Genomic DNA, 19,757 nt, shown 5'->3' with positions numbered 1-19,757 from the left:
CCGCGGGTGCAGGGGCGCTGTTTACTGGCTTGGTCGCCGGTCGGGTGCGTAGCTGGGAGGTGTGGCGGAGCCGAGCAGGATGCGGGTGAGCCAGTCGGGTAGGCGGGGCTCGATTGCGCGCATGAGTGGGTAGACGGCGCCCATGATGATGGGGACGACGACCAGCTCGCCGGCGCGGCCGAGTGGGGTCAGTAGCCAGTCGGGGGCGCCGAGGGAGGCGAGGTAGATCAACAGGGTTGTCCACAGGGTGGGGATAACGGTGCGGAGCCAGGCGATGAGACGGTCGGGCACGATGTTCTCCTCACGGGATGGTCAGGATTTGGCCGGGATAGATCAGGTCGGGGTTGGCGATGCCGTTTGCCGCGGCGAGGGCCTGATAGGTGGTGCCGTACCGGGCGGCAATGCCCGAGAGCGTGTCCCCGGGGGCGACGGTGTAGGTCCGGACGGCCGGTGCCGGTGCGGCGCCGTCGACGCGGAGTACCTGGCCGGGATAGATGCGGTTCGCGTCCGGGATGCTGTTGATCTGTTGCAGGTGTTGCCAGGTGGTTCCGGCGCGTGCCGCGATGGCGGACAGGGTGTCGCCGGGTTGCACGGTGTAGGTGGCACCGTCCGGTGCGGGAGCGCCGCCGCGTAACTGCAGGACTTGCCCGGGATAGATCAGGTCGGGGTTGGGTAATGCGTTGGTGCGGGCGAGGTCGCGCCAGTCCAGTCCGTACCGGGCCGCGATACCGGACAGCGTGTCGCCGGGCGCGACGGTGTAGGTGTCGCCGTCCGGGGGTGGCCCGGCTGCGGGTGGGGGTGTGACGGTGCCGAGGGTCAGGTGATCGAGGCTGAACGGGCCAACAGTGACGTTGCGGTCGACGTCGCCGGCGATGCCGGGTACGCGCCCTTGGGAGGTGTGTTGGTGCAGGGCGAGCCGGGGGTGTGTGTAGCCGCCGGTGTTGCCGGGGTCGCCGTTGTAGAGGGCGAGCCACAGCGCGACGTTGTCGTCGCACCATTCATCCGGTCGCAGGAGTGCGCGCCAGGCCGAGAGGTTGGCGTAGACGGCGACCTGCTGCACGCCCGTGGTGTCGCGCAGGTGGCGAATCCACTCAGAGACGAATGTGTTGGCGGTGCTGGCGTTCCATGAGATGCCGTCGGCGGGTGAGTCCTCGACGTCCAACATTGGCAAAAACGCCCCGGTGTCGAGTAGACCCAGCTCGCGTGCCGTGTCGACGAACGTCGTGACGTTGGCGGCGACGCCGTTGCGGTGGTCGGCGAAGTGGTAGCCGCCGGCGCAAATGCCGGCGTTGCGTGCGCCGTGGACCTGCTCGCGCGCGGCCGGCGAGAGGTAGTAGTTGCCTTGGGTGAGTTTGACGCTGGCGTACGTGATGTTGTTGCCGCGGGCGGCGTGCCAGTCATAGGCGCTGTTCCAGCTTGAGACGTCGATCCCGTACTCGGGCATGGGAGTGGTGCCTTTCCTGGGCATGCCGAAGTACCCGGCACAGCAACGGTGCTGCCGGGTGTTCGGCGTGATCGGGTTAGGTGGTGCGGCGTGCGCGGGCGGCGACGTCTTCGGCGCGCCAGCGGCGGCGCCGCTCGTCGTCGAGCAGTCGGTGTAGCTCGTCGATCTGCTTTTGCTGGGAGTCCAGGCGCGCGTGCAGCTCGGCGATCTCGGCCGCGTGCGCCTGTTGCATGCGGTCGAGTTCGGTGGCGTGGCGTTGTTCGGCGGCGACCAGGGCGGCGCGGTAGTCGCTGCGGTCGGCCGAGGCGTGCCGCAGGACGTAGGCGAGCAGGGCGACGAGGACACCGGCCACGCCGAGCTGTGGGGCGGCTGTCAGGAGTCCGGTGCCGATGTCCACAGTCGTCCTCCCCCGCGGGTGTTCGTGGCCTCTTACGGCGGTGGTGAGGGTTGGGGGTGCTGCAGGATCGACGTGATTAGGTCGCGCCGGTACTCGGCGCGTGCGGCGTCGATCTCCGCGGCGTGGTCGGCGACCAGGTCCCGCAACGCGGCCAGCCCGTCGTCCTCGGCCACCCGAAACCGGGTCTTCACCTGGTCGATCTCGGCGGCGCGGAGCTGTGCTGCGGTCGTCTTGGCTGCGGTGACGTGGTCGGTCACGGCGTCGACGTCGCGGCGGACGCGGGCGCGGTGCTCATCGGGGACGTGGCCGGCGTGCAGGGCGAACGCGGCGTACTCGCGGCCGGCGTCTAGGGTGCGTGCCTCCAGGGCCGCGCTGATGCTGGCCGGTTCGCGGTCCGGGTCCGGTGTCAGTGGCGCGGCCGGGTCCTGGGAGCCGTGCAGGCGCCAGTCCAGGACGGTAAGCGGGTCGTCGATGCCGTAGAGCTCCATGTCGGAGGCGATCGCGGCGCGCGGCAGGACGTAGAGGACCAGCCCGTCGGGGGTTTCTTGGGTGACTCGGTAGCAGGGGCCGAGTCCGGGTTCCTCGGAGACCTGCACGGCGGTGATGCGGTACTCGACCGGTCGGGGCTCGTTGGTCACGGGGTACACCTCACAACCCACCACATGATGTCGATCTCGGCGCCCTTGCTCCAGTTGAATTGGAAGCCGTTGCCGTCCCAACGGGACACGCCGTAGGTGATGCCGTCCTGGGGTGCGCCGGTCACGATGGTGGCGATCGGCAGTGGCCAGAACTTGACGAAGGCCCAGTAGTCAATGCGGACCGAGAAGTAGCCTGGCGCGACGTGCGTCTTACCGATCCCGAAGAGCTTGGTTCCGCCCATCCCGGTTTCCAAGATGCCGTTGATCTGGATGCGCCCGTCCCCGGGGGCGTTGATCGACACGGGAAGGTCAGGGTTGCCGAACTGGGCGCCGAGGAACCAGCCGCCACCCTTTTTCAAGATCAGCTCAGCGCGGCCGGAACTGTTGGCCGTGTCTTCGGCGGAGAGCAACCAGAGCTTGCCGTCCTCGCGTCCGTGGATGGTGGGCTCAAAGTCCGGGCTCCCGGCCAGGCCGGTGAAGTGCACGCCCGGGTAGCCGGCCCACGCCCGAGAGGTGACCACGCACCGGATGCCGCTGGTGCCGGTGGTGAGCGTGCCCGTGAGGTCCGCCGCGCCGGTCTCGGCGGAGAGGTTGGCCGTGCGGGTGCCGTTGGCATTCCAGGCGTGTAGGCCGTCGCGGTCGATCTGGACACGGGGGAATCCTCGGCCGGTGCGCACGGTGGCGCCGGTGAGGGTGTGCTTGGCGGTGATCGCGTCGGCGGCGATCGTGTCCGCGGTGACGGCGTCGGCCGCCAGGGCCGAGGCGGTCACCGACCCCACGGCCAGGTTGTCGGCGGTGATCGAGTTGGCTTGGATCTTGTCCCCGGTGATCGGTGTGCCGACCAGGTCCGGGGCCACCAGGGGTTGGGTAGTGATGGTGGCCGGGTCCGACATCGGTGAGGCGTTGCCGGAGCGGTCGACGGCCTGGAACCGGAAGGTGCGCGGCGCGTGGTAGGGCTGGCCGGTGACCACGATGGCGCCGGGGCCTTCCATCTGGTTGATGCGGGTCGACGCTGGTGCGTCGGCTGCGGTGACCTCCACCATGCCCACCGAGGAATGCTCGGTGCTGAGCATGACGCCGGCCTGGGTGCCGGTCAGGGCGGCGTGTTCGGCATCGGTCAGGGTGTCGGTGTGGAAGACGTTGCCATTGGCGGCAAGGGTGACGGTTTTCCCGTGCACCGTCAGGGACAGGCTGTCCAGCCGGTTGGGTTCGCTGCCTGGGGGGAGGTCGACGAACTGATACCGGCGGTCATCCTCCCCAGGCCCGTACTGGACTCGATACATGACGTAATCGGAGTCCTGGCCCATCCGTACCGAGATCTTCCGGTCCATGTAGGGATAGGTGGGATTCGGACCGGGGGAGTAGCGGGCGAAGACGCCGACGTGACTGTGAGTCTGGGTGGGAGTGTGGAGGTTCCGGGCAGTCACGGTGTAGTCGGCGGTGCCGGTGTCCCGTGCGGCCAGGATGTCCCCACCACCCGTGACCACAAGCTGGCCACCCCGGCAGGTCACCCCCCACGGGGTGGTGTAGTCGGTGCCAAGGACCGTCCAGAGCTGGGGGTCGGGTTGCCCCTGGTAGTCCCAGGTCTCGCGCCAGAACGTCGCGCCGGTCTCCATCCACACGTCGACCCGGTCGAAATCGCCGGGCATGGCCTCGCCCTGGCTGCCCTGGCCGTCCCACTCCACACGGATCACGCCCAGCCGGGTGGACAGGACCGGCGCCGACGGGCGCGGCGGGGCGTCGGTGTCCGCGGCGATGGTGACCGCGTAGGGCTCGGACCATGTGCCGTAGACACCGGCCCGGGAGAGGGCGCGGACCTTGACCGCCCACTCGGTCCCGACGTCATAGGGCGAGCTGGTTGCACTGGCGTCCGGGTGGGTGGTCTCGGTCAACTTCGACCACGGCAGCCCGATGATGTTGGGCCGCTGGTATACCTCGTATCGGGCGACCTCGATCGCCGTGCCGTCGGTGGCCTGGTCGACCAATCCCCATGTGGCGGTGATTTGTCCGCGGGCGGCGCCGTCGGAATCGAGATAGGCGGTGGTGTCGACGATCAGGCCCTGCGGTGCGGCGGGGGCTCGTCGGTCGGGTCCCTCGGGAGCGGGGCGGGCACCCGAACCGCCGTCCGCGGTCGCACCGCCCACGATGCCGCGGGTGCGGCGGGCGAGCCGCAGCTCGCGCTCGATGAACCGGTCGTTCAGGACGAGGTTGCCGCCGAGCGCGCCCGTGTGGTCGCGGGTGAGGGTGATCTGCCGGACCCGCAACGGAACCAAGCTCCCGGTGTCGTCGGGGGCGCGGACGTAGTCGCCGGGTCGGTAGTCGCGGAACGGCAACCATCGTGCCGCGGTGAAGGTGAGCGCACGGGTGATCTGGACGCGTTCGCGTCCGGTGCGTTCCAGCTCGGCGCTGGCGAGCACGCGCATGGTGCCCTCGTCGCGCACTCCGCCGTGCGTGACGAAGGTTTCCCACCGTCCCCACGGGGTCGGGGCGTTCGGGTTCGTGATCTCTAGGTGCGTGCCGCCGTCGCCCTTGACGTAGACGGCGCTGGCGACCTCTTCGAGGGTGCCGGTGTCGGGGGCGTCGGTGATGTCCCGGCCGAGCCGCAGATCGACCGGGGCGTCACCAGCGGCGAGATCGCGGCCGAGCACCGTGTCGGCGTTGTAGATGCGCAGGGTGCGGCCGGACATGGTCCAGTCGACGACACCCTGCTCGGCGAGGTTGTCGAGCACGGCAAGCACGTCGATGCCCGGCTCGTAGGAGATCGTGAGGATCTTCGACCAGGTGGCGCCGGCGCTGTCCACTGTGGCGGTGAAGTCCAGCGCGAGCCCCGGCAGCGCGCCACGTGCCTTCGCTTCACCGATCAGTGTGGCGAGGATCGTGCCGGGGGTTGCGCTGAGGAACGGGCGCTTGCCCTCGCCGTTGTCATGGGGCGAGGGGAACAGCCGGGCTTTGCGGAGCATCCACGCATAGCCGGGCAGCTCGAACGACCGCGTGCCGGTCGCGTCGGTCACGGTGCCCGAGCGTTTGATCCGCAGGAACCGACCGCCGTCGACCTCGACCCACCGACCGGTGGTCGGGTCGGAGGTTTCGACGGCGACCTCGACCGGCTCGGCCAGCAGGTCGGCACCGGACGCGCCCGCGGCATAGGAGACCCGCAGCGAGGGCACGTCGTCGAGCGGCACGGCGACCTCCACCGACAGCGGCCTTGGCAGCAGGCCCAGCCGATCCCCGTTGGGTGCGTAGGCGACGAGCCGGACATCGACACTCATAGAAACGCTCTCCTTGCCCGTAGCTCGATCAGGGTCGCCTCGCTGGTGCCGGTGCCCTCGACGAGCACCCGCACCCCACGGTCGTGCGCCGATGTCACCGCCGCGGGGGTGAGCGCCAGGAACCGGAAGCCCGAGCCGGGTCCGCCGGTGACGATCCGGCCGGTGGCGTTCGCGCCGGTGCCGTCCCACGCGATCGAGGCAGCCTCGTGGGCGTCCATGCGTCCGCAGTGGAGGCGCAGCGCCCGAGTCGCGGCGAGCGTCCCGGGGTAGGACACCCATCCCCCGGTCGCCATGTCGGTGATCCGAAGATCGGTGACCGGCCCGGTGATGCGCAGGATCGCGTCGAGCACGGGCGCGGTCGACCCGTCGAACGCCGTGACGCGCACCGGCGCGCCGAGGGTGCGCGTCGACCAGGTTGACGGCGCCACCTCACGCCAGTACACCCCGGGAATGCGCAGGACCACCGGCAGGCGGGCACGCGCCGCACCCATCCACACCGTGGGTTCCGCAGCGGCGACAACCGTCGCCTCGGCCTGCAGCTCAGCCATTTCGGGCGCCGGGGTGTACCGGACGTCGAGCAACCGGTGCCGCACGCCGAACAGCCCATAGAGCGCGGCCAGGTTGGCGTCGAGCCCGGCCGCACCCCGGTCGCGACCGCTGGGATCGAGCCCCGTCACACCGAGGGTGAGCCCGACCGTGGTCGCCTCGACATCCTCGCCGGTGATCGGCAGCTCACCCGGTCGACCGGGCACCGACACCGATGCCGCCCGCACACCCGGAAACGGCCGAACCTGCGTCGCCGACAGGAGTTTCCAGCACCCGGCCGGATGATCGAGGGAAACACCATCCACTGTGTACGTCGCCACCTAGACCACCCCCAACGCGCCGGCGTACTGCAGCGACCGGTTGACCGTGGTCGAGGTTGGCTCGGCCTGCGGGTAGTAGTTCGTGACCTGCACCTGGACCGGGGCGCCCGCTCCGGCCGCTCCGGAGGGGCCGGAGCGGGCGGTGTTCGGCGGTGCCCCGTGCCGGGCATTCGGGGTGGACAGGAGGGGATCGGGCACGGTCACGGTGGCGGCGCGGGCGATCGTGGCTGCGGCCCGCTGGATCGCCTGGTGGCGGCGGCGCATTCCGTCGGCGACCATCTGGGCGATGGTGGCGCCGGCCTGGTCCGGGGGATGGGCGCGCAGTGGCCCGGCCTTGGCCGGGCTGGACGGCAGAAACGAGCGAATGGTGGAGGCGATGGAGCCCATTGCGTCACCGACGCGGCCGATCATCGACGTGATGCCGCGGATCAGCCCGTGGATGATGTTCTTGCCGGCATCGATCAGCAGTGAGCCCAGGTCCCCGACCGCCTCCACGATGAGACGCGGTAGGCGGGTGAAGTAGCCGACGATGCTGTCGATTCCCCCGGAGACGCCACCGATCAGGGAGTTCCAGGCGTCGCCGAACAGTCCGGTGATGACGTTCCAGCCACTGCGGACGATCCCGGACAGGGTCGTCCAGGCACCGGTAAAGAGACCCTTGATGACCGTCCAGCCGCCGGAGATGATGCCGGTGAGGATGGTCCAGGCGCCGGACAGGATTCCGGTGATGGCGTCCCAGATTCCGCCGAAGATGCTTGTGATGCCGTCCCACATGCGGGACCAGTCGCCGGTGAACAGGCCGGCGAAGGTGTCCCACAGGCCCATGATGATCTGTAGTCCGCCGGACACGATGCCGGAGAGGGCCTCCCACGCACCGGTGAACAGGGCGGTCACGATCTCCCAGCCACCGGAGACGACGCCGACCAGGACATCCCACGCGCCGGAGAAGACCGCAACGAGGCTGTCCCAGTAGCCGCGAACGAGGACCAGAATCGTGGGACCCCACGATTCCCAGAGCCCACGGAGGAAATCCAGCCCGGCACCGACCGTCGAGGTGATGTCGTTCCAGGCGCGGCCGACAAAACCGGTGACCTTCTCCCACAGCGGGGAGAACCAGTCAACAAAGGCGGTCCAGCGTTCACGCAGCCATCCGAGGACGGCATCCACCGCGGCACGCGCGGTGGCCGCGGCGTCGATGACCGCATTCATCCAGGGCAGATCGACCGGGGCGCCCTCGCCGGTGAATGCGCCGATGAAGAGACGAACGGTGTCGAGGACGGAGTCGAATGCCTTGCGGGCGAGTGCGCCCGCATTGATGACGGCATTCATGAACGGGATATCAACGTCGGCCCCCTCGCCGGTGAACGAGTCGACGAACAACCGCCACGCGTCGACGACCCACTCAATAGCGGATCGGACGGCCCGGAACACGGTATCGACGCCGTTGCGGAACCATTCGAACTTCTTGTAGGCGGCAACCGCACCGACTACAAGGAGCGCCAGCGCAGTGACGATCAACCCGAGGGGATTGGTGGCGACCGCCATTCCGACCGCACGGAGTGCCCTGCCCAGCTTCTTCAGGTTGGTGATGGTGTCGCCGGTCGCGGCGGTGAGCTTGCCGACCACCCAGGCGGCCGGGCCGAGCGCGGCCGCGAGTCCGCCGATCACGGTGATGGTGCGCAGGGTGGCGCTGTCGGTGTGGCTCAATGCTTGGACAATGCCCGTCAACGTGGAGACGAAGCGCGTTGCCCAGCCCAGCAGCCCGGACTCGCCTACGGCGATCATCAAGCCTTCAAATGCGGACTGCAGTCCCTTAATGGAACCGTTGAGTCCCTCCATTTGGATCGAGGCGATTTTGCTTGCCGTGCCGCCGGAGCGTTCCAACTCGCTGGTCAGGTTGCCAAGTGCGTCCGCGCCTTGCGACACCAGTGCCTGCATTGCCGGCCCGGCCTCAAGACCAAAGATGGTCATCATGTCCGCGGTCGAGGCCCCCGACTTTTCGAGCTGCCGGATAATGTCGACCAAGGGCAACAGCTTGCCGCCAGAGTCGACCACGCTCACCCCGAGTTCAGCGAGTTTCTCGCTCACTTCCTTGGTAGGGGAGAGCAGGCGGGCAATGGAGCCGCGCAGCGCCGTACCGGCCTCGCTGCCCTGGATACCGGCGTTACCGAGCAGGCCGATTGCGGCGGCGGTTTCCTCGAACTTCACGCCCGCGCTTGCGGCGACCGGTCCGACGTATTTGAAGCTCTCGCCGAGCATCCTCATGTCGACGTTGGCTGAGGTGAAGGTCTTCGCCAACACATCATTGAGCCGGCCGATTTCCTCGGTCTTCAGCCCGTAGCCCGAGAGAATGTTGCTGGCAATGTCGGCGGCTTGGGCCAGGTCGAGGTTGCCGGCGGCGGCAAGATCGAGCGTTCCCGGCAGCGCGGTCATGATGTCGTTCGTCTTGAAACCCGCCATGGCGAGAAAACCCATGGCGTCGGCGGCTTCACTCGCGCTGTACTGGGTGGTGGAACCGAGTTTTTTCGCCAGGCTGCGGAGCTGGTCGAAATCCTCACCCGTCGCGCCGCTGACGGCACGGACCCGGTTCATGCTGGCTTCGAAGTCCCCGCCCATTTTTAGGGCGGTGCCCCCGAGGGTGGCCAGCGGTAGGGACACCTTCGTCGTGGCGGTCGCACCGACATCGGCCATGGCGCGACCAGCACCCGACAAGGAGCGCCCAGCGGCGGTGAGCTTGCGGTCGAAATTGCTCGTATCCAGGCGCAGATACCCGACGAGTTCGCCGATGGTGAGGGCCATGGCACCCCCCACCGATGGCTCTTCAGTTGTTCGCCGCTACCCGTGCTGGGCGGTGTGTTCCGGGCGTGCGAGTGTGCGGGCGAGTCGCGACTCAGTGGTCAACAACCCCAGGATTCGGGTCCGCAGCCACCGCCAGGAGCGGGCCGAGAGGATGCCGGACTCGACGTCAACCCCGTAGACCTCGTGGAGGTCGGCTTCGATCAGCGGCCAGTGGCCGAGGATCTCGGCCCAGGTGTGCCCGCCTTCCTGCGGCGCGGGGTCGTACCACTCGCGGAGGCCGGTCGCCGGGTCGATCGGGCCGCCGCCCGTGTCGCCCGACTCCCGGCCGCACGTTCCGGGTTGCCCGCCGCGTGCCAATACGTCTCCGCGGCGTCGCGGGACACCGCCGCGTCCAGCCACGCGGTGATGCCTGCGATCTTGAGTGCTGGCCAGGGCACCTGGTCGGCGAGCATCTCGTCGTAGGCGCTGCCGAGCGCGTCGCGGTAGAGGTCGATCTCGTCGTCATCGTCCAGCGCGACCGCGTCGAGCGGTTCGCCGGATTCGGCGGCCTGGGCCACCTTGGCGGCGTGCTCGGCGAGCCGCTGCAGCCGCAGACCGGTCTGCGCGTCCGGGGGAGGCACGACGTAGGTCTTGCCGTTGATGGGTAACGGTAGCCCGGGGTCGAGTAGCTCGGAGAGATCACGGAAGGCCATTAGGGCAGCTCCTCGAAGAGGTCGGCGCGACAGGTGAACGGGGAACAGCCGATCTCGTCGGTGAGACCGGCCTCGGTGTCGGCGATCGCGTCGAACAGATTGGTTTGCCGGTCGGCCCACTCCCCACGGGTGACGCGGTCGATGGGGGCCTCGTCCAGTGGCACACAAGAGGGATGCAGGTAGAACTTGCCGTCGAGCGGGTGCCCGGCCGCGTTGGCGCGTGCGGAGCCGTGCCGGATGGCGCGGTCGAACTCGACCGCGTCCGCCCACGTGTGCGGGTCGGTGTCGCGCAGTGCTCGCCAACTGTCGTTGCGGCGAAACGGACACCCCACGCATGCCGACCGTGGTGTCTGCCCGAATCCGTTTCTGCGCAGGTAACGGACGCAGTCGGCACGAGTCCACCCGGGACGGCCGTCCGCGGCGCCGTCGAGGTCGAGCAGGGGGAACTCGTGGCGGCTGTAGGAGACTCCAGAATCCTTGGCCCGGATGACTTCGTCGCGGCTGATCCCGATGGACTGCACGGCGGTGCGCCCGCGGGGTGGGGGTCCGGGGCGCCCGTTGGCCTTGGGCTTGGCGCCGAGCAATGTGCGTAAGGCTTCGCGAATTGGCCGGATCTTGTACTCGGCTGAGCACTGCCTTCGTGCCATGCCTCGGGTGCCGTCGCGTTTGCGGACAAACAGGGGCATGGAAGCGAACCGGTGAGCGGGGTCGAGCGCGTCGTCGCGGATATTGCCGACACGCACCCGCTGGATGGGGATACCGGCCGGGCGGGCGATCTCTCGCTCGATCCGATCCAGGTGCGCATACACCGCACTCGGCTCCCACCCGGTGTCCGCGAAGATAGCGACGTCATACCGGGGGATGCGGCCCTCGGCGGACAACAGCAGAAGCGTCGTCGACTGGACACCAGCGCCCAGACTGAGCACACGGGGCTCAGGCACGGGAACCACCCGCCGAGTCGTTCGTCGCCGTGACCGGGTTCGGAATCTCAACCGGGGCACCCTGTCCGTTCAGGGTGAACGAGAACGGTTCCAGGTCGGTGGTCGCACCACCCTTGGTGAACCCGGATACGGTCGCGGTCCCCTCATAGGCGTCCGGTGCTCCGTCGCGCCGGTACCAGCGCACCCGGATGTTCGCGGCGAACCCGACCACGCGCCCGGCCTTGCGAATGGCCTCCTGCCCCGGGTCCGGGGTGAACGTGACGTCGTCGGTGCGCTTGCGCTTACCTTCGGCCTCGATCGACCAGGTGCGTTGAGTGACAACGGAACTGCCCCATCCGTCGTCCTCGAACGCGGCGTCATCCTCGGTGTTGTCGTCGGTCTTCTCGCTGAACGAGGTCAACCCGTTCACGCGCGTCCACTGTGGATCGCTCGCGTCGGGTGCACGGGTGTCGACTTCCAACACCCAATCCTTGGCCAGCAGGGAACGTAGCGCCATACGGCAGCCTCCTAGCTGCGATGCGGTGTCGGTCGATGAACGGTGAGCCGGTAGGTGTCGGCGTGCTCGTAGCGGCCGGACTCATCCCGCCCCATCGGGATCGACGCGGCGCGCTGGACGAGATGAACCACCGTGCCGGCGAGATTGAGATGGGTCGCGCCGTGCAGCACCTCGAACACGACGTCGGTGAGGTCGAGTGCCTCGCGGGGGTCACCGCTGCCGCTGCGCACCCGAACCTGCAGGCCGAGCACACTGTCGGCCTGGTCGACGTCGTCCACCAGCGGGTACGGGGTCAACGCGATCACCCGCGGCGGGTGGATGGGGATGGCGCCGAGCACGATGCCGGTCTCGTGGTCTGCGTAGACGCCGGTCGGCCGGTAGGCCCCGACCCCCGCGGCAGCCAGGTGCTCAGCGAGCCCGTGCGCGAGGGTGCGCGTCCAGCTCACGAGCCCAGCGCCCGGTGGATCTGGGCCTGAATCAGCCGGGCGACCGTGTCGCGCTCGGCGGCGAACGCGTGTTCGAGGTACTTCGGCCCGCCGACCCGGTGCCGGTATCCGAGTTCCTCGTGCTGCCGGGCCGCATACGGCGTGTCATAGGACACCGCGGCGGTAAGCGCCCCCGGATCATGGCTGGCGGTGGCCGAGTTGCGCAGCGCGCCCGTATCCAGCGGAGCCAGATCAACCGACACGCCACGCACATGCTCGGCCCCCAGCGCCAGCCCCCGCACTGTGCCCCGGCGGGCCGTGGCCGAGACGTTCTCGCCGTGCCATTCGATGCGAATGCCGCCGTTGCCGCGGATCTCGAACGCCATGGCGTCGCCTTTCGTGCTGTGTCGGGAGAAAATGGGGTCGGGCGTGTCCGTTGTGGCTTGTACGGTGTGGACGAAGAACATGACAGGGGGTTGTGCGTGATTTTGTGGATTACCGATGACCCGACGGGCCGTTGGCGTCGGCTGCCGGAGGGCGATGGTTCACCGTTGGATCTCTCCGCCGATGATGCGGTGCTGCTGCGCGAGGGCAACGGCTATGCCTGGGACTATCTGATGCGCCAGTTGAGCCCGGAACAGGTATTGATGCCGCACAAACCCGACCGCTGGTACCACGAGGCGCGATCGGTGTACCGCTACCCGGACGGGTCTATCGACTCAGACGATCTCCTGCTTTTCCACCCGTTCCACGATCTTGCCTGCACATTGTTGAACCTGCCGGAGATTTCGCAGGTCCATCTGCGCTCGTGGATCTCGCGCGACGGTGACCTTGACTATCTGAGCTGGCTGTCGACGGTGCCGCGGGCCGAACCGTGGGCGGACCATCTGATGTGGTGGCACGACTGGGCGCCCACCACCACGCTGGTCGCTGTGGGACAGAACAGGGGGTGGGGCGACCCGTTGCACGGCCAACCCATCAACCTGGCTCTCACTCGCCGCGACAGGTGACGTCGTCGTGACCGGGGTCTTTCGGTTGGCCGGTGGCGTGATTCCGGCTGGCACACGGCGATCCGTGGTCAGGTCAGGGCGATTTCGAGGTGCGCCGGTGCTGACGGGTGGTTGAACCGGTTGGCGGTGATGACGCGCGCGGTCCGCTCGTGCGGGGTTCCGTGCCAGACGGTGACTTTCGAGCCGATCGGGATGTGCACGCCGGGTTGGGTGCGCACGGTGGTTTCGCTGATGACTTCCTCGCCGGTGGGGGAGCGCACGAGTTGGCGTCGGTCTTCGACGTAGGCGCGGCGGATGGTCACCGGGTCGCCGAACACGTCGCCGTAGGGGCCGGTGCCGAGGTAGGGGCGCACGGTGATGGTGTGGGGGAGCAGTGCCGTGGGGATCTGCATTCGGTTCGCCTCCCCTCACGGGGTCAGGGTGTGCCGAGCGCTCCCGACCGGTCGGGGGCGAGGGGGGCGTGTGAGAGCAGTCCGGCGGTGGTGAGGATGTGCACGGTGGCCGGGGCGAGGTCGGGCTCGGTGTCGGACTCGGCGCGCTTGAGTCGAAGGGTGCCGATCTGGGACTCGACGAACCGTCCGCCGGCGCCGGTCTCGTCTCCGGTGTCGCCCCACCACTGCACCAGCGCGCAGGTTGCGCGCGTGAGCGCGTCACGCACCGCCGGGTCGACGGGCATCCCGTCGGGGGTGGTGTCGTAGACCGCGGTGAGCAGCAGGGAGTCGACGCGCTCGGATGCGCGTGCGAGCTTGCGCGGGGTGTCCTCGTCGACGATGCCCGGACCGGCGTACTCAACGAGGTCGGCCGGCGTGGCGTAGATGTGCATGGGCTACCCCTCGTCGTCGGCGTCGAACAGCCGGGCGAGGTCCTCGCGCGACAGACTCTCGGCGTCGGCGCGGGTGTAGCCGCGGGCGACGGCGTAGTCGACCCAGTCGGCTTTGCGGGCCGTCCGCGCCGGCCGGGCGGGGGCCGGCTCGACGGGTTCCCAGACGTCGGGGAGCCCGGCGAGCCGGTGCGCCATCCACGATCCCGGCTCGGGTTCGTGTACCTGGCCGGTGCGACGGTTGCGGTAGGAGGTCACGACTCCGCCGTCTTCTGCTTGATCAGCACGGCCCGCTTGGGGTCGAGCGTCTTGACACCCATCAAGCAATCAATGCTGATGATGTCCTGCTTCTTGCTCATGTCGTAGCCGTAGATCACCCGCAGGCCCAAGCCCTTGTAGTTGACGATGGCGCCCTGCCCGGCGCCGATCCCCTTCGGGAGCGGCAACGTTCGGGTGACCAGGGCGAATGCCTCGCGGCGGAACGCCACCGACACACCGTCGGTGATGTTCTGGGTCATGTAGTTGTCGAACCCGCGCTTGCGGCCGATGCTGGCCTCGCGCAGGGCGGTGCCGTCGTCGCCGACCTTGTCCGCCTGCACGAACAGCGGGTCCTTCTGGAACAGGGCGGTCAACGTGGTGTCGGCGACGGCCCGGCGCATCGACGTAGGCACGTTGGCGTCGCTGAGCGTCTTGCCGGCGTCGATCAGCACATCGGACACATGCTGCGCGGTCGGGTCGTAGGCGACGGCCTGGGTGATGTCCGAGCGCAGGCTCAGCACGAGCCGGTCGGTGTACTGGGAGATGGCCTCCATCGCCGGCTGCAGGAACTGCTCTCGGAAGTCGGAGATGCGCAGTGACCAGTCCTCGGAGGTCACCGCGAAACTGACGTCGGGAATCCGGTCGATCGTGACCGGGACCGAGCTTTCCTTGACGTCCTGGATCTGGATTCCCTTGGTGCGGTCAAACTCGTTGACCTGGAACACGGCCGGCTTGCGCACGGTGATCGTGTCGCCGCTGTTGCCGGTGAAGTCGCCTTCGTAGTCGCGGTGGACGAGACCGGCCATGACCGTCTGCTCGTACAGGGTGGCAATGGCCTCACGCGCGATCACGTTGAGCGTGAGCAGTTGGTTTGCCATGGGTTAGCCCCTCTTCCGGGTGCGCTTGATGTAGTCCTCGACCGACAGCGCGCCGAGGTCGTCGTCACTGCTGGCCGAGCCGCCGGTGATCTGTCCGCCGCTGCGGGGCGGCGCGGCCGGCGTGGCGGACAGGCGCGGGTTGGCCTTCACTGCCTCGGTGATGGCGGCGCCGACCTGGTCGGCGAACCTTTCGGCCGCGGGGTCGAGGTCAGCGACCCGCTTCCGGAAACTCGCAGAGTCGAGCAGCGCATCGGGGTCGGCGCCCGCGGCGGGCGCGGCCCGGTACACCGCCAGGTCGACCGCACGCTCGCGTGCCTCGCGCTGGGCCGCGGTGAGCTGCTCGGTGACCTGCTCAACCGTGGGTGTCTCGTCCGCGCCGCCGATGCCGAGCGCCTTCGCGATCTTGTCGACGATGTCCTGCTGCGCCTTCTCCGCCCTGCCGCGCCAGTCGGCCACCTCCACCCGCAGCGCCTCAACATCCGGGGAACTGCTCGGCGGGGTCTGCTCGGCAGCGGTACCGGTGTCGTGGGGTGCTGACGGTGCACTGTTCTGGTCCGGAGCAACGTCCGCCGGGGCGTCGGGCGTGGCGTCAGTCGGTGTGCTGGGGTCCTGATCAGGCATGGAGAGCTCCCAGGTAGGTGATTCGGGTGAACCCGTGAACGAAAGTTGTCGTCAATGTGGACGACTTCTCGGGGGCACGCTAAAGTCATCGCCACTGTTGACAACTTATGGGGGTGTGAGGTGTACGCACTGTTCAGCGCTGACGTGCTGCGGGCCGAGGCACAGGGGCAGCTCTGCCTCGACGACGTGCTCGTCGAGGCCGCCGCGCCCGCGGCGAGTGGGGAGCCGGTGATGCCGGCGCCGCTGGCCTTGGTTCAGGTCGAGGACCTCACCGGGCAGGGGGTGCTCGGCGCGTGACGACGCAGTACCTCGACATGGCCGGTGTGGGCCGGGCGCTGCGCCGTCCGGTGTCCCGCCAGGTGGTTACCAAGTGGCGGGAGCGCTACCCGTCGGACAGCCCACACCCGTTTCCCGCACCCGATGTCATGGTTGGCGCCGTGCCCGGCTGGTCGGACGAGCGGCTACCGGAGATCGAGGCATGGCGCGAGAAACTGCCCGGACGGACCGGGCGCCCGCGCAAGGCTCAACCCGAGTAGTCAATGGGAAACTGCTTTGTCACGCTCTGGTAGCCGGAGCGCCACGCGACCGCGAGAGCACGCTCGGTCTCGCGTGGCGTCGTTCCCGTTGGGCGGTAAGGGTTGGTGCCCGGTTGCCGGTTCTGTGCGGCGCGTCGTCCCTCGTCGTACGCGTTGCGGAGGCGGTCAGCAAAGGTCACTGCAACCAGTCCTCTCCGCCCGTGCGGAACCCGGCATCGCGGGCGCGGCCGGCGTCGTCGAGCAGCCACGCCGCGTATTCGTCGAAGGTCATCCTACCGTTGCCATCCCACCATGCCTTGAGTTCATCGGAGGCCCATTTGCGGGCGCGGCTGGCCGGTCCGGTGAACAGCTCGCGGGGATCGATGCCGGCGGCTTCGCCGGCCTGGTTGAGCAGGTAGCCGTTGGTGGCGTCCTCGGCGTGCCAATACTGCTCGGCGACGTAGTCCCGATACGCAGCCCGCGCTAGGTCGTCGAACCCGCGGCCGGTGTAGCCGTCGGCGCGGAGTCGAGCGACGGCGTCGTGGCGGCGCATGGCCTCCACGGTGGTGCCGGTGGCCTGCGCCCATGCCTGTTCGGCGTCCATCCCCTCGTTGACGAGCCGCTCGTACTCGGCCACCTGCGCGGCCTGCCGTTCCTGCCGGGCCTGTTCGCGACGCTGGCGCGCCTGCTGGCGCCGGGCCTCGGCCGCCTGTCGAGCCGCCTGGCGGCGGTCGGCCTCGTCGACCAGGGCGGCGAGCCGGTCGAAGTCCTCGCCGGCGGATGCCTGGGCGATCGCCTCGTCGAGCTGGTCGTCGGTGAGCTTCGCTAACTCGGCGGCGCGCCGTTTCTGCGCGGCCTGCTCCGCAGCAAGGCGTTGTTGTTCGCGGCGGCGGGCTTGCTCGGCGGCGACGGCGTCGAGGCGTGCCCGCTCGGCCTGGCCTTCGCCGAGCGTCTCGGCCTGTGCCTGATGGCGCCGGCGGGCCGTCTGCGTGGTGCCGTGTCCGAGGTTGACCTGCTCCCGGTAGCGCTTGCGCACGAGACCGGTGTCGTCGATGTGTTGGCGAATCTCGGCCTGCAGCGCCCGAACCTTGGCACGGGAGCGCTGTGCCTGCTCGGGGGTGAGGGCGCCGGCTACCTGGCGTTTCTCCTTGCGTACCTGGCGTTCCAGGGAGCGCAGGTGCTCGCGGTCGTTCTCGGCCTGGGCGTCGTGCTCGGTCGGCTCGACCCGGGTCACGCCCGGGAGATAGGGCAACAGGGTGTGCCGGCAGTTGGGGTGAAACAGCCCGCTGGCGCGGGCCTCGTCGACGGTGCCGACAACCTCGACCGTCATCGCCTCACCGGTCAACTCGTTCGTAACGGCGCGGCGACCGACGCCGCCGGTGCGGGCCAGAATACGGCCCTCCCAGGCGGCACACGGGGCGCAGCCGTCCGCGGTGCGCGAGACGGTCACCAGATCTACGCCGAGGTCGTCGAGCCGGGCGAGATGGCCGTCGTTCCACGCGCGCGCCGTCGCCGTCCGGGTGGCCATCTCCACATACGTCGCCAAGTTCCAGCAACGGCCGGCACGGTCGATGAACCCGGTGACCCCGTCGGCGAGCAGCCGATCCCACGCCGCGCGCTGCGCCGAGCGGGTCGTCGCGGTGCCGAGCAACTGCGCCGGCGCCGCGGCAGCAACCGCCGTTTGGTAGGCGTCCTGGCCCCACCGCAGGATGCGCAGGTGCAGCGCGTCGAGCCGGCTGGTGAGATCCGCAGCGAGCAGCGTCGCGGCATCCATACCGGGGATGACCTCGCGCAGCGCGGCGACCTGGTGCTCGTCGAGCGCCCCGAGCCGGTGAAGCTGGGTGAGTGCGGCGGACGCGCCGGCCTGGTGTGCGGCGAGCACCGCCTCGGCCGCCGCCGGACCCGCCTCGCCACGGAGCTGGGTCAGCACCCGCTCGACGGCGAGCCGCACCTCACGCACCGCGGCGGCCTTCTCACTCGCCCACTGAGGGACTTCGGCGCCGTTGCGGGCACGCCGGGCGATATCGCCAAGCAGCCGTTCCTCGGCCTCGGTGAAGGTGGCCAGCACATCCCGGCCGAGCTGCTCGACGACCTCGCCCGGCTCAGCCTCGGCGGGTGGCGCCCATGCCATCGCCCACCCCCTGAGTGTGGGGTTACTGGTCGAACCCGCGGAACGTGGCCGGATCGGGCACGGACCGGCCGGTTTCGGCGAGGATGCGCGCGACCTCGGCGGCGACCTGGTCGTCGTCCCACTCCGGGTGCACCAGGCGCACCCGCACGTCGGTCGAGGCAGCCTCGGCCGCAAGCAGGGTCTGCGCGGTACGGGCCAGTGCCTCGGGGTCGGGCTGGGCTTGGTCGCCGAAGTCCACGACCGGGGTCTCGTCGAGCCCGATGCCCGTGCCGCCGAAGACGTGCCGGTCGACATCGAGCAGCGCGCCAGCGAGCGGGCCGAGGGTCGCCTGCCAGTACCGCGACTTCTTGTCGCGGGTGGTCTCCGACATCTCGCGCCGGTCGGTGACCTCGGTCGCGGTGACCCCGGTCGCGCCGTTGACCTCCCCGAAACTGCTCGGCGAGTAGCCGGCGGCGCGCAGCACGTCGAGGGTGATCTGCTCGACGGTCTCGCGGTGCTCGCGCACCCGGATCGCGAATTGACTCGGGGTGATCGGCGGCGAGCCGTCACCGCGGCCGGTGAGCATGTTCAACTCGGTGAAGACTTCTTGATCGTCGTCAAACACCGCGCCCTGTCCGGGGCCGAGCGGTTGCAGGTAGCCCGCTGGCACCAGGAGCCGCGCCTTGGCGAGCCGCACGTCGCGCATCCACGAGGAATACGTCTCGTCGAGCGCGTCGAGCAGCGGCTCGACCCCGTCGAAATCCGAGCGCCCCAACGGTTTCAGTGCCGGTATCGACCGCCACTCGCGTGACGGCCTGATGTTGGGGACATAACCGGCGGTGAGCCGGCGGGTGCCGGTCTCGATCGCGCCCTCGGCGTCGACCAGCTCGGCCGCCCACGCGGTCGCCGGGTGCTCGGTGAGCGGGATCGGCCGGCCGAGTTCGTCGTCGGTGCCCTGGTGCAACGAGTGGATGATGCGGCCTGGCTCGTGGCGTTCGAGGTGGCGCAGCACGGTCGCGCCGTCGGAGTGCTCGACGATGTGCCAGAACGTCACCGCGGCAAGCTGCTTCCACCGCCATTCCGGCACCGCGGCATCGGCGTCGACGGCGTCGAGCATCACGTGCCGCGCCACGTCGGCATCCCAGACCACCCGCAGGTAAACCCCGCCGAGCGCGGCGGCGACCTCGGCCGCTTCCAGTAGTGCACTGTGCACGGCCGGGGTGTTCACGATCTGGTCGAGCCGGGTCTGCACCGAGGTGTTCTCGACGGTGATCCGCGGAGGTTCGGCGAACAGCAGGTCGGCCGAGGCAGTCGCGATGTCCGAGGCGAGCGGCACGTGCAGCCGGGTCCGCTGCTGGCCCCGCGGCGTGACCGGACGTCCCCAAAAGAACCGGGACACCGCACCGACCAGCCCGCCCCGATACTGCGACGGACGGGTGTGCACGACCGGCCCCGACCCATACAGGGCAGCGAGATCCTCGGGCCGACCCACATACCAGGCGTTCCACTCCCGCATACGCCGGGCCGCAATATCGAACGGCTTCGGGGGCCACTGTTCACCCACGGCGCGCCCCTCCC

23 protein-coding genes are annotated in these 19,757 nt (G+C 69.3%); 3 read left to right on the top strand and 20 right to left on the bottom strand.

The window, feature by feature from the left end; all coding sequences use genetic code 11:
* Nucleotides 1–21: 21 nt before the first annotated feature.
* From IEY55_RS19340 to IEY55_RS19285, 12 genes are all read right to left on the bottom strand, one after another.
* Nucleotides 22–291: a hypothetical protein gene (locus IEY55_RS19340; protein WP_189059851.1), complete on the bottom strand. Its 270-nt coding sequence runs from the start codon at nucleotides 289–291 to the stop codon at nucleotides 22–24.
* A 10-nt stretch (nucleotides 292–301) separates the two neighbouring features.
* The gene (locus IEY55_RS19335; protein WP_229686544.1) at nucleotides 302–1,444 is read right to left on the bottom strand and encodes a LysM peptidoglycan-binding domain-containing protein; all 1,143 of its coding nucleotides are present in this window, start codon (nucleotides 1,442–1,444) and stop codon (nucleotides 302–304) included.
* Nucleotides 1,445–1,520: 76 nt separating this feature from the next.
* Nucleotides 1,521–1,841 carry a hypothetical protein gene (locus tag IEY55_RS19330; RefSeq protein WP_189059847.1) on the bottom strand — a complete coding sequence of 107 codons (321 nt, stop codon included), beginning with the start codon at nucleotides 1,839–1,841 and terminating at the stop codon, nucleotides 1,521–1,523.
* 32 nt (nucleotides 1,842–1,873) lie between these two features.
* Complete coding sequence (locus IEY55_RS19325; RefSeq protein WP_189059845.1) at nucleotides 1,874–2,479, bottom strand: hypothetical protein; 606 nt, start codon at nucleotides 2,477–2,479, stop codon at nucleotides 1,874–1,876.
* On the bottom strand, nucleotides 2,476–5,748 hold the full coding sequence (locus IEY55_RS19320) for a hypothetical protein (protein WP_189059843.1): 3,273 nt from the start codon (nucleotides 5,746–5,748) through the stop codon (nucleotides 2,476–2,478). Before IEY55_RS19320 ends, IEY55_RS19325 begins: the two co-directional genes overlap by 4 nt.
* Entirely contained in the window at nucleotides 5,745–6,614 is an 870-nt protein-coding gene (locus IEY55_RS19315; RefSeq protein WP_189059842.1) for a hypothetical protein, read from the bottom strand. The genes IEY55_RS19320 and IEY55_RS19315 overlap by 4 nt, the downstream gene beginning before the upstream one ends.
* Complete coding sequence (locus IEY55_RS19310) at nucleotides 6,615–9,413, bottom strand: phage tail tape measure protein (protein ID WP_189059840.1); 2,799 nt, start codon at nucleotides 9,411–9,413, stop codon at nucleotides 6,615–6,617.
* 200 nt (nucleotides 9,414–9,613) lie between these two features.
* A complete protein-coding gene (locus IEY55_RS19305; protein ID WP_189059838.1) occupies nucleotides 9,614–10,105 on the bottom strand; it encodes a DUF7426 family protein in 492 nt (163 codons plus the stop codon).
* Nucleotides 10,105–11,046: an adenine nucleotide alpha hydrolase family protein gene (locus IEY55_RS19300; protein WP_229686543.1), complete on the bottom strand. Its 942-nt coding sequence runs from the start codon at nucleotides 11,044–11,046 to the stop codon at nucleotides 10,105–10,107. The genes IEY55_RS19305 and IEY55_RS19300 overlap by 1 nt, the downstream gene beginning before the upstream one ends.
* On the bottom strand, nucleotides 11,039–11,542 hold the full coding sequence (locus IEY55_RS19295) for a phage tail tube protein (RefSeq protein WP_189059836.1): 504 nt from the start codon (nucleotides 11,540–11,542) through the stop codon (nucleotides 11,039–11,041). The genes IEY55_RS19300 and IEY55_RS19295 overlap by 8 nt, the downstream gene beginning before the upstream one ends.
* Before the next feature lie 11 nt (nucleotides 11,543–11,553).
* The gene (locus IEY55_RS19290; protein ID WP_189059834.1) at nucleotides 11,554–11,988 is read right to left on the bottom strand and encodes a minor capsid protein; all 435 of its coding nucleotides are present in this window, start codon (nucleotides 11,986–11,988) and stop codon (nucleotides 11,554–11,556) included.
* Entirely contained in the window at nucleotides 11,985–12,353 is a 369-nt protein-coding gene (locus tag IEY55_RS19285; RefSeq protein WP_189059832.1) for a hypothetical protein, read from the bottom strand. The genes IEY55_RS19290 and IEY55_RS19285 overlap by 4 nt, the downstream gene beginning before the upstream one ends.
* 66 nt (nucleotides 12,354–12,419) lie before the next feature.
* Between IEY55_RS19285 and IEY55_RS19280 the strand changes: the two genes are divergently transcribed.
* Entirely contained in the window at nucleotides 12,420–12,977 is a 558-nt protein-coding gene (locus tag IEY55_RS19280) for a hypothetical protein (protein WP_189059830.1), read from the top strand.
* Nucleotides 12,978–13,045: 68 nt separating this feature from the next.
* Here the strand turns inward: IEY55_RS19280 and IEY55_RS19275 are convergent, their stop codons facing one another.
* The 5 genes from IEY55_RS19275 to IEY55_RS19255 are packed head-to-tail and all read right to left on the bottom strand — an operon-like array spanning nucleotide 13,046 to nucleotide 15,554.
* On the bottom strand, nucleotides 13,046–13,369 hold the full coding sequence (locus IEY55_RS19275; protein WP_189059828.1) for a hypothetical protein: 324 nt from the start codon (nucleotides 13,367–13,369) through the stop codon (nucleotides 13,046–13,048).
* Nucleotides 13,370–13,392: 23 nt separating this feature from the next.
* Nucleotides 13,393–13,800: a hypothetical protein gene (locus IEY55_RS19270; RefSeq protein ID WP_189059827.1), complete on the bottom strand. Its 408-nt coding sequence runs from the start codon at nucleotides 13,798–13,800 to the stop codon at nucleotides 13,393–13,395.
* Between the two features lie 3 nt (nucleotides 13,801–13,803).
* Nucleotides 13,804–14,055, bottom strand: a complete 252-nt coding sequence (locus tag IEY55_RS19265) for a hypothetical protein (protein WP_189059825.1) — start codon at nucleotides 14,053–14,055, stop codon at nucleotides 13,804–13,806.
* Nucleotides 14,052–14,933, bottom strand: a complete 882-nt coding sequence (locus IEY55_RS19260; protein WP_189059823.1) for a major capsid protein — start codon at nucleotides 14,931–14,933, stop codon at nucleotides 14,052–14,054. The genes IEY55_RS19265 and IEY55_RS19260 overlap by 4 nt, the downstream gene beginning before the upstream one ends.
* Before the next feature lie 3 nt (nucleotides 14,934–14,936).
* Nucleotides 14,937–15,554, bottom strand: a complete 618-nt coding sequence (locus IEY55_RS19255; RefSeq protein WP_189059820.1) for a hypothetical protein — start codon at nucleotides 15,552–15,554, stop codon at nucleotides 14,937–14,939.
* A gap of 120 nt (nucleotides 15,555–15,674) precedes the next feature.
* Here IEY55_RS19255 and IEY55_RS19250 point away from each other — a divergent pair, with 120 nt between their 5' ends.
* Nucleotides 15,675–15,851: a hypothetical protein gene (locus tag IEY55_RS19250; protein WP_189059819.1), complete on the top strand. Its 177-nt coding sequence runs from the start codon at nucleotides 15,675–15,677 to the stop codon at nucleotides 15,849–15,851.
* Complete coding sequence (locus IEY55_RS19245) at nucleotides 15,848–16,090, top strand: hypothetical protein (RefSeq protein ID WP_189059818.1); 243 nt, start codon at nucleotides 15,848–15,850, stop codon at nucleotides 16,088–16,090. The genes IEY55_RS19250 and IEY55_RS19245 overlap by 4 nt, the downstream gene beginning before the upstream one ends.
* Here the strand turns inward: IEY55_RS19245 and IEY55_RS19240 are convergent.
* Genes IEY55_RS19240 through IEY55_RS19230 form a run of 3 tightly spaced genes read right to left on the bottom strand, consistent with a single transcriptional unit; the run spans nucleotide 16,078 to nucleotide 19,743 of the window.
* Entirely contained in the window at nucleotides 16,078–16,269 is a 192-nt protein-coding gene (locus IEY55_RS19240; protein ID WP_189059816.1) for a ribosome modulation factor, read from the bottom strand. The two genes, IEY55_RS19245 and IEY55_RS19240, sit on opposite strands and share 13 nt — an antisense overlap.
* On the bottom strand, nucleotides 16,266–18,200 hold the full coding sequence (locus tag IEY55_RS19235; RefSeq protein WP_189059814.1) for a phage minor capsid protein: 1,935 nt from the start codon (nucleotides 18,198–18,200) through the stop codon (nucleotides 16,266–16,268). The genes IEY55_RS19240 and IEY55_RS19235 overlap by 4 nt, the downstream gene beginning before the upstream one ends.
* Nucleotides 18,201–18,222: 22 nt before the next feature.
* A complete protein-coding gene (locus IEY55_RS19230; RefSeq protein WP_229686542.1) occupies nucleotides 18,223–19,743 on the bottom strand; it encodes a phage portal protein in 1,521 nt (506 codons plus the stop codon).
* Between the last annotated feature and the right edge of the window lie 14 nt (nucleotides 19,744–19,757).

The organism is Longimycelium tulufanense (assembly GCF_014645795.1).
In the GTDB taxonomy this organism is placed as follows: Bacteria; Actinomycetota; Actinomycetes; order Mycobacteriales; family Pseudonocardiaceae; genus Longimycelium; species Longimycelium tulufanense.
Note: the sequence above shows the minus strand (reverse complement) of the source record. Positions and strands in the feature narration are given on the sequence as shown.

Coding starts and splice junctions, on each gene's coding strand:
- IEY55_RS19285 (WP_189059832.1), bottom strand. CDS start 12,353: ATGGCGTTCGAGATCCGCGGCAACGGCGGCATTCGCATCGAATGGCAC.
- IEY55_RS19295 (WP_189059836.1), bottom strand. CDS start 11,542: ATGGCGCTACGTTCCCTGCTGGCCAAGGATTGGGTGTTGGAAGTCGAC.
- IEY55_RS19235 (WP_189059814.1), bottom strand. CDS start 18,200: ATGGCATGGGCGCCACCCGCCGAGGCTGAGCCGGGCGAGGTCGTCGAG.
- IEY55_RS19310 (WP_189059840.1), bottom strand. CDS start 9,413: ATGGCCCTCACCATCGGCGAACTCGTCGGGTATCTGCGCCTGGATACG.
- IEY55_RS19260 (WP_189059823.1), bottom strand. CDS start 14,933: ATGGCAAACCAACTGCTCACGCTCAACGTGATCGCGCGTGAGGCCATT.
- IEY55_RS19305 (WP_189059838.1), bottom strand. CDS start 10,105: ATGGCCTTCCGTGATCTCTCCGAGCTACTCGACCCCGGGCTACCGTTA.
- IEY55_RS19320 (WP_189059843.1), bottom strand. CDS start 5,748: ATGAGTGTCGATGTCCGGCTCGTCGCCTACGCACCCAACGGGGATCGG.
- IEY55_RS19255 (WP_189059820.1), bottom strand. CDS start 15,554: ATGCCTGATCAGGACCCCAGCACACCGACTGACGCCACGCCCGACGCC.
- IEY55_RS19270 (WP_189059827.1), bottom strand. CDS start 13,800: ATGCACATCTACGCCACGCCGGCCGACCTCGTTGAGTACGCCGGTCCG.
- IEY55_RS19275 (WP_189059828.1), bottom strand. CDS start 13,369: ATGCAGATCCCCACGGCACTGCTCCCCCACACCATCACCGTGCGCCCC.
- IEY55_RS19335 (WP_229686544.1), bottom strand. CDS start 1,444: ATGCCCGAGTACGGGATCGACGTCTCAAGCTGGAACAGCGCCTATGAC.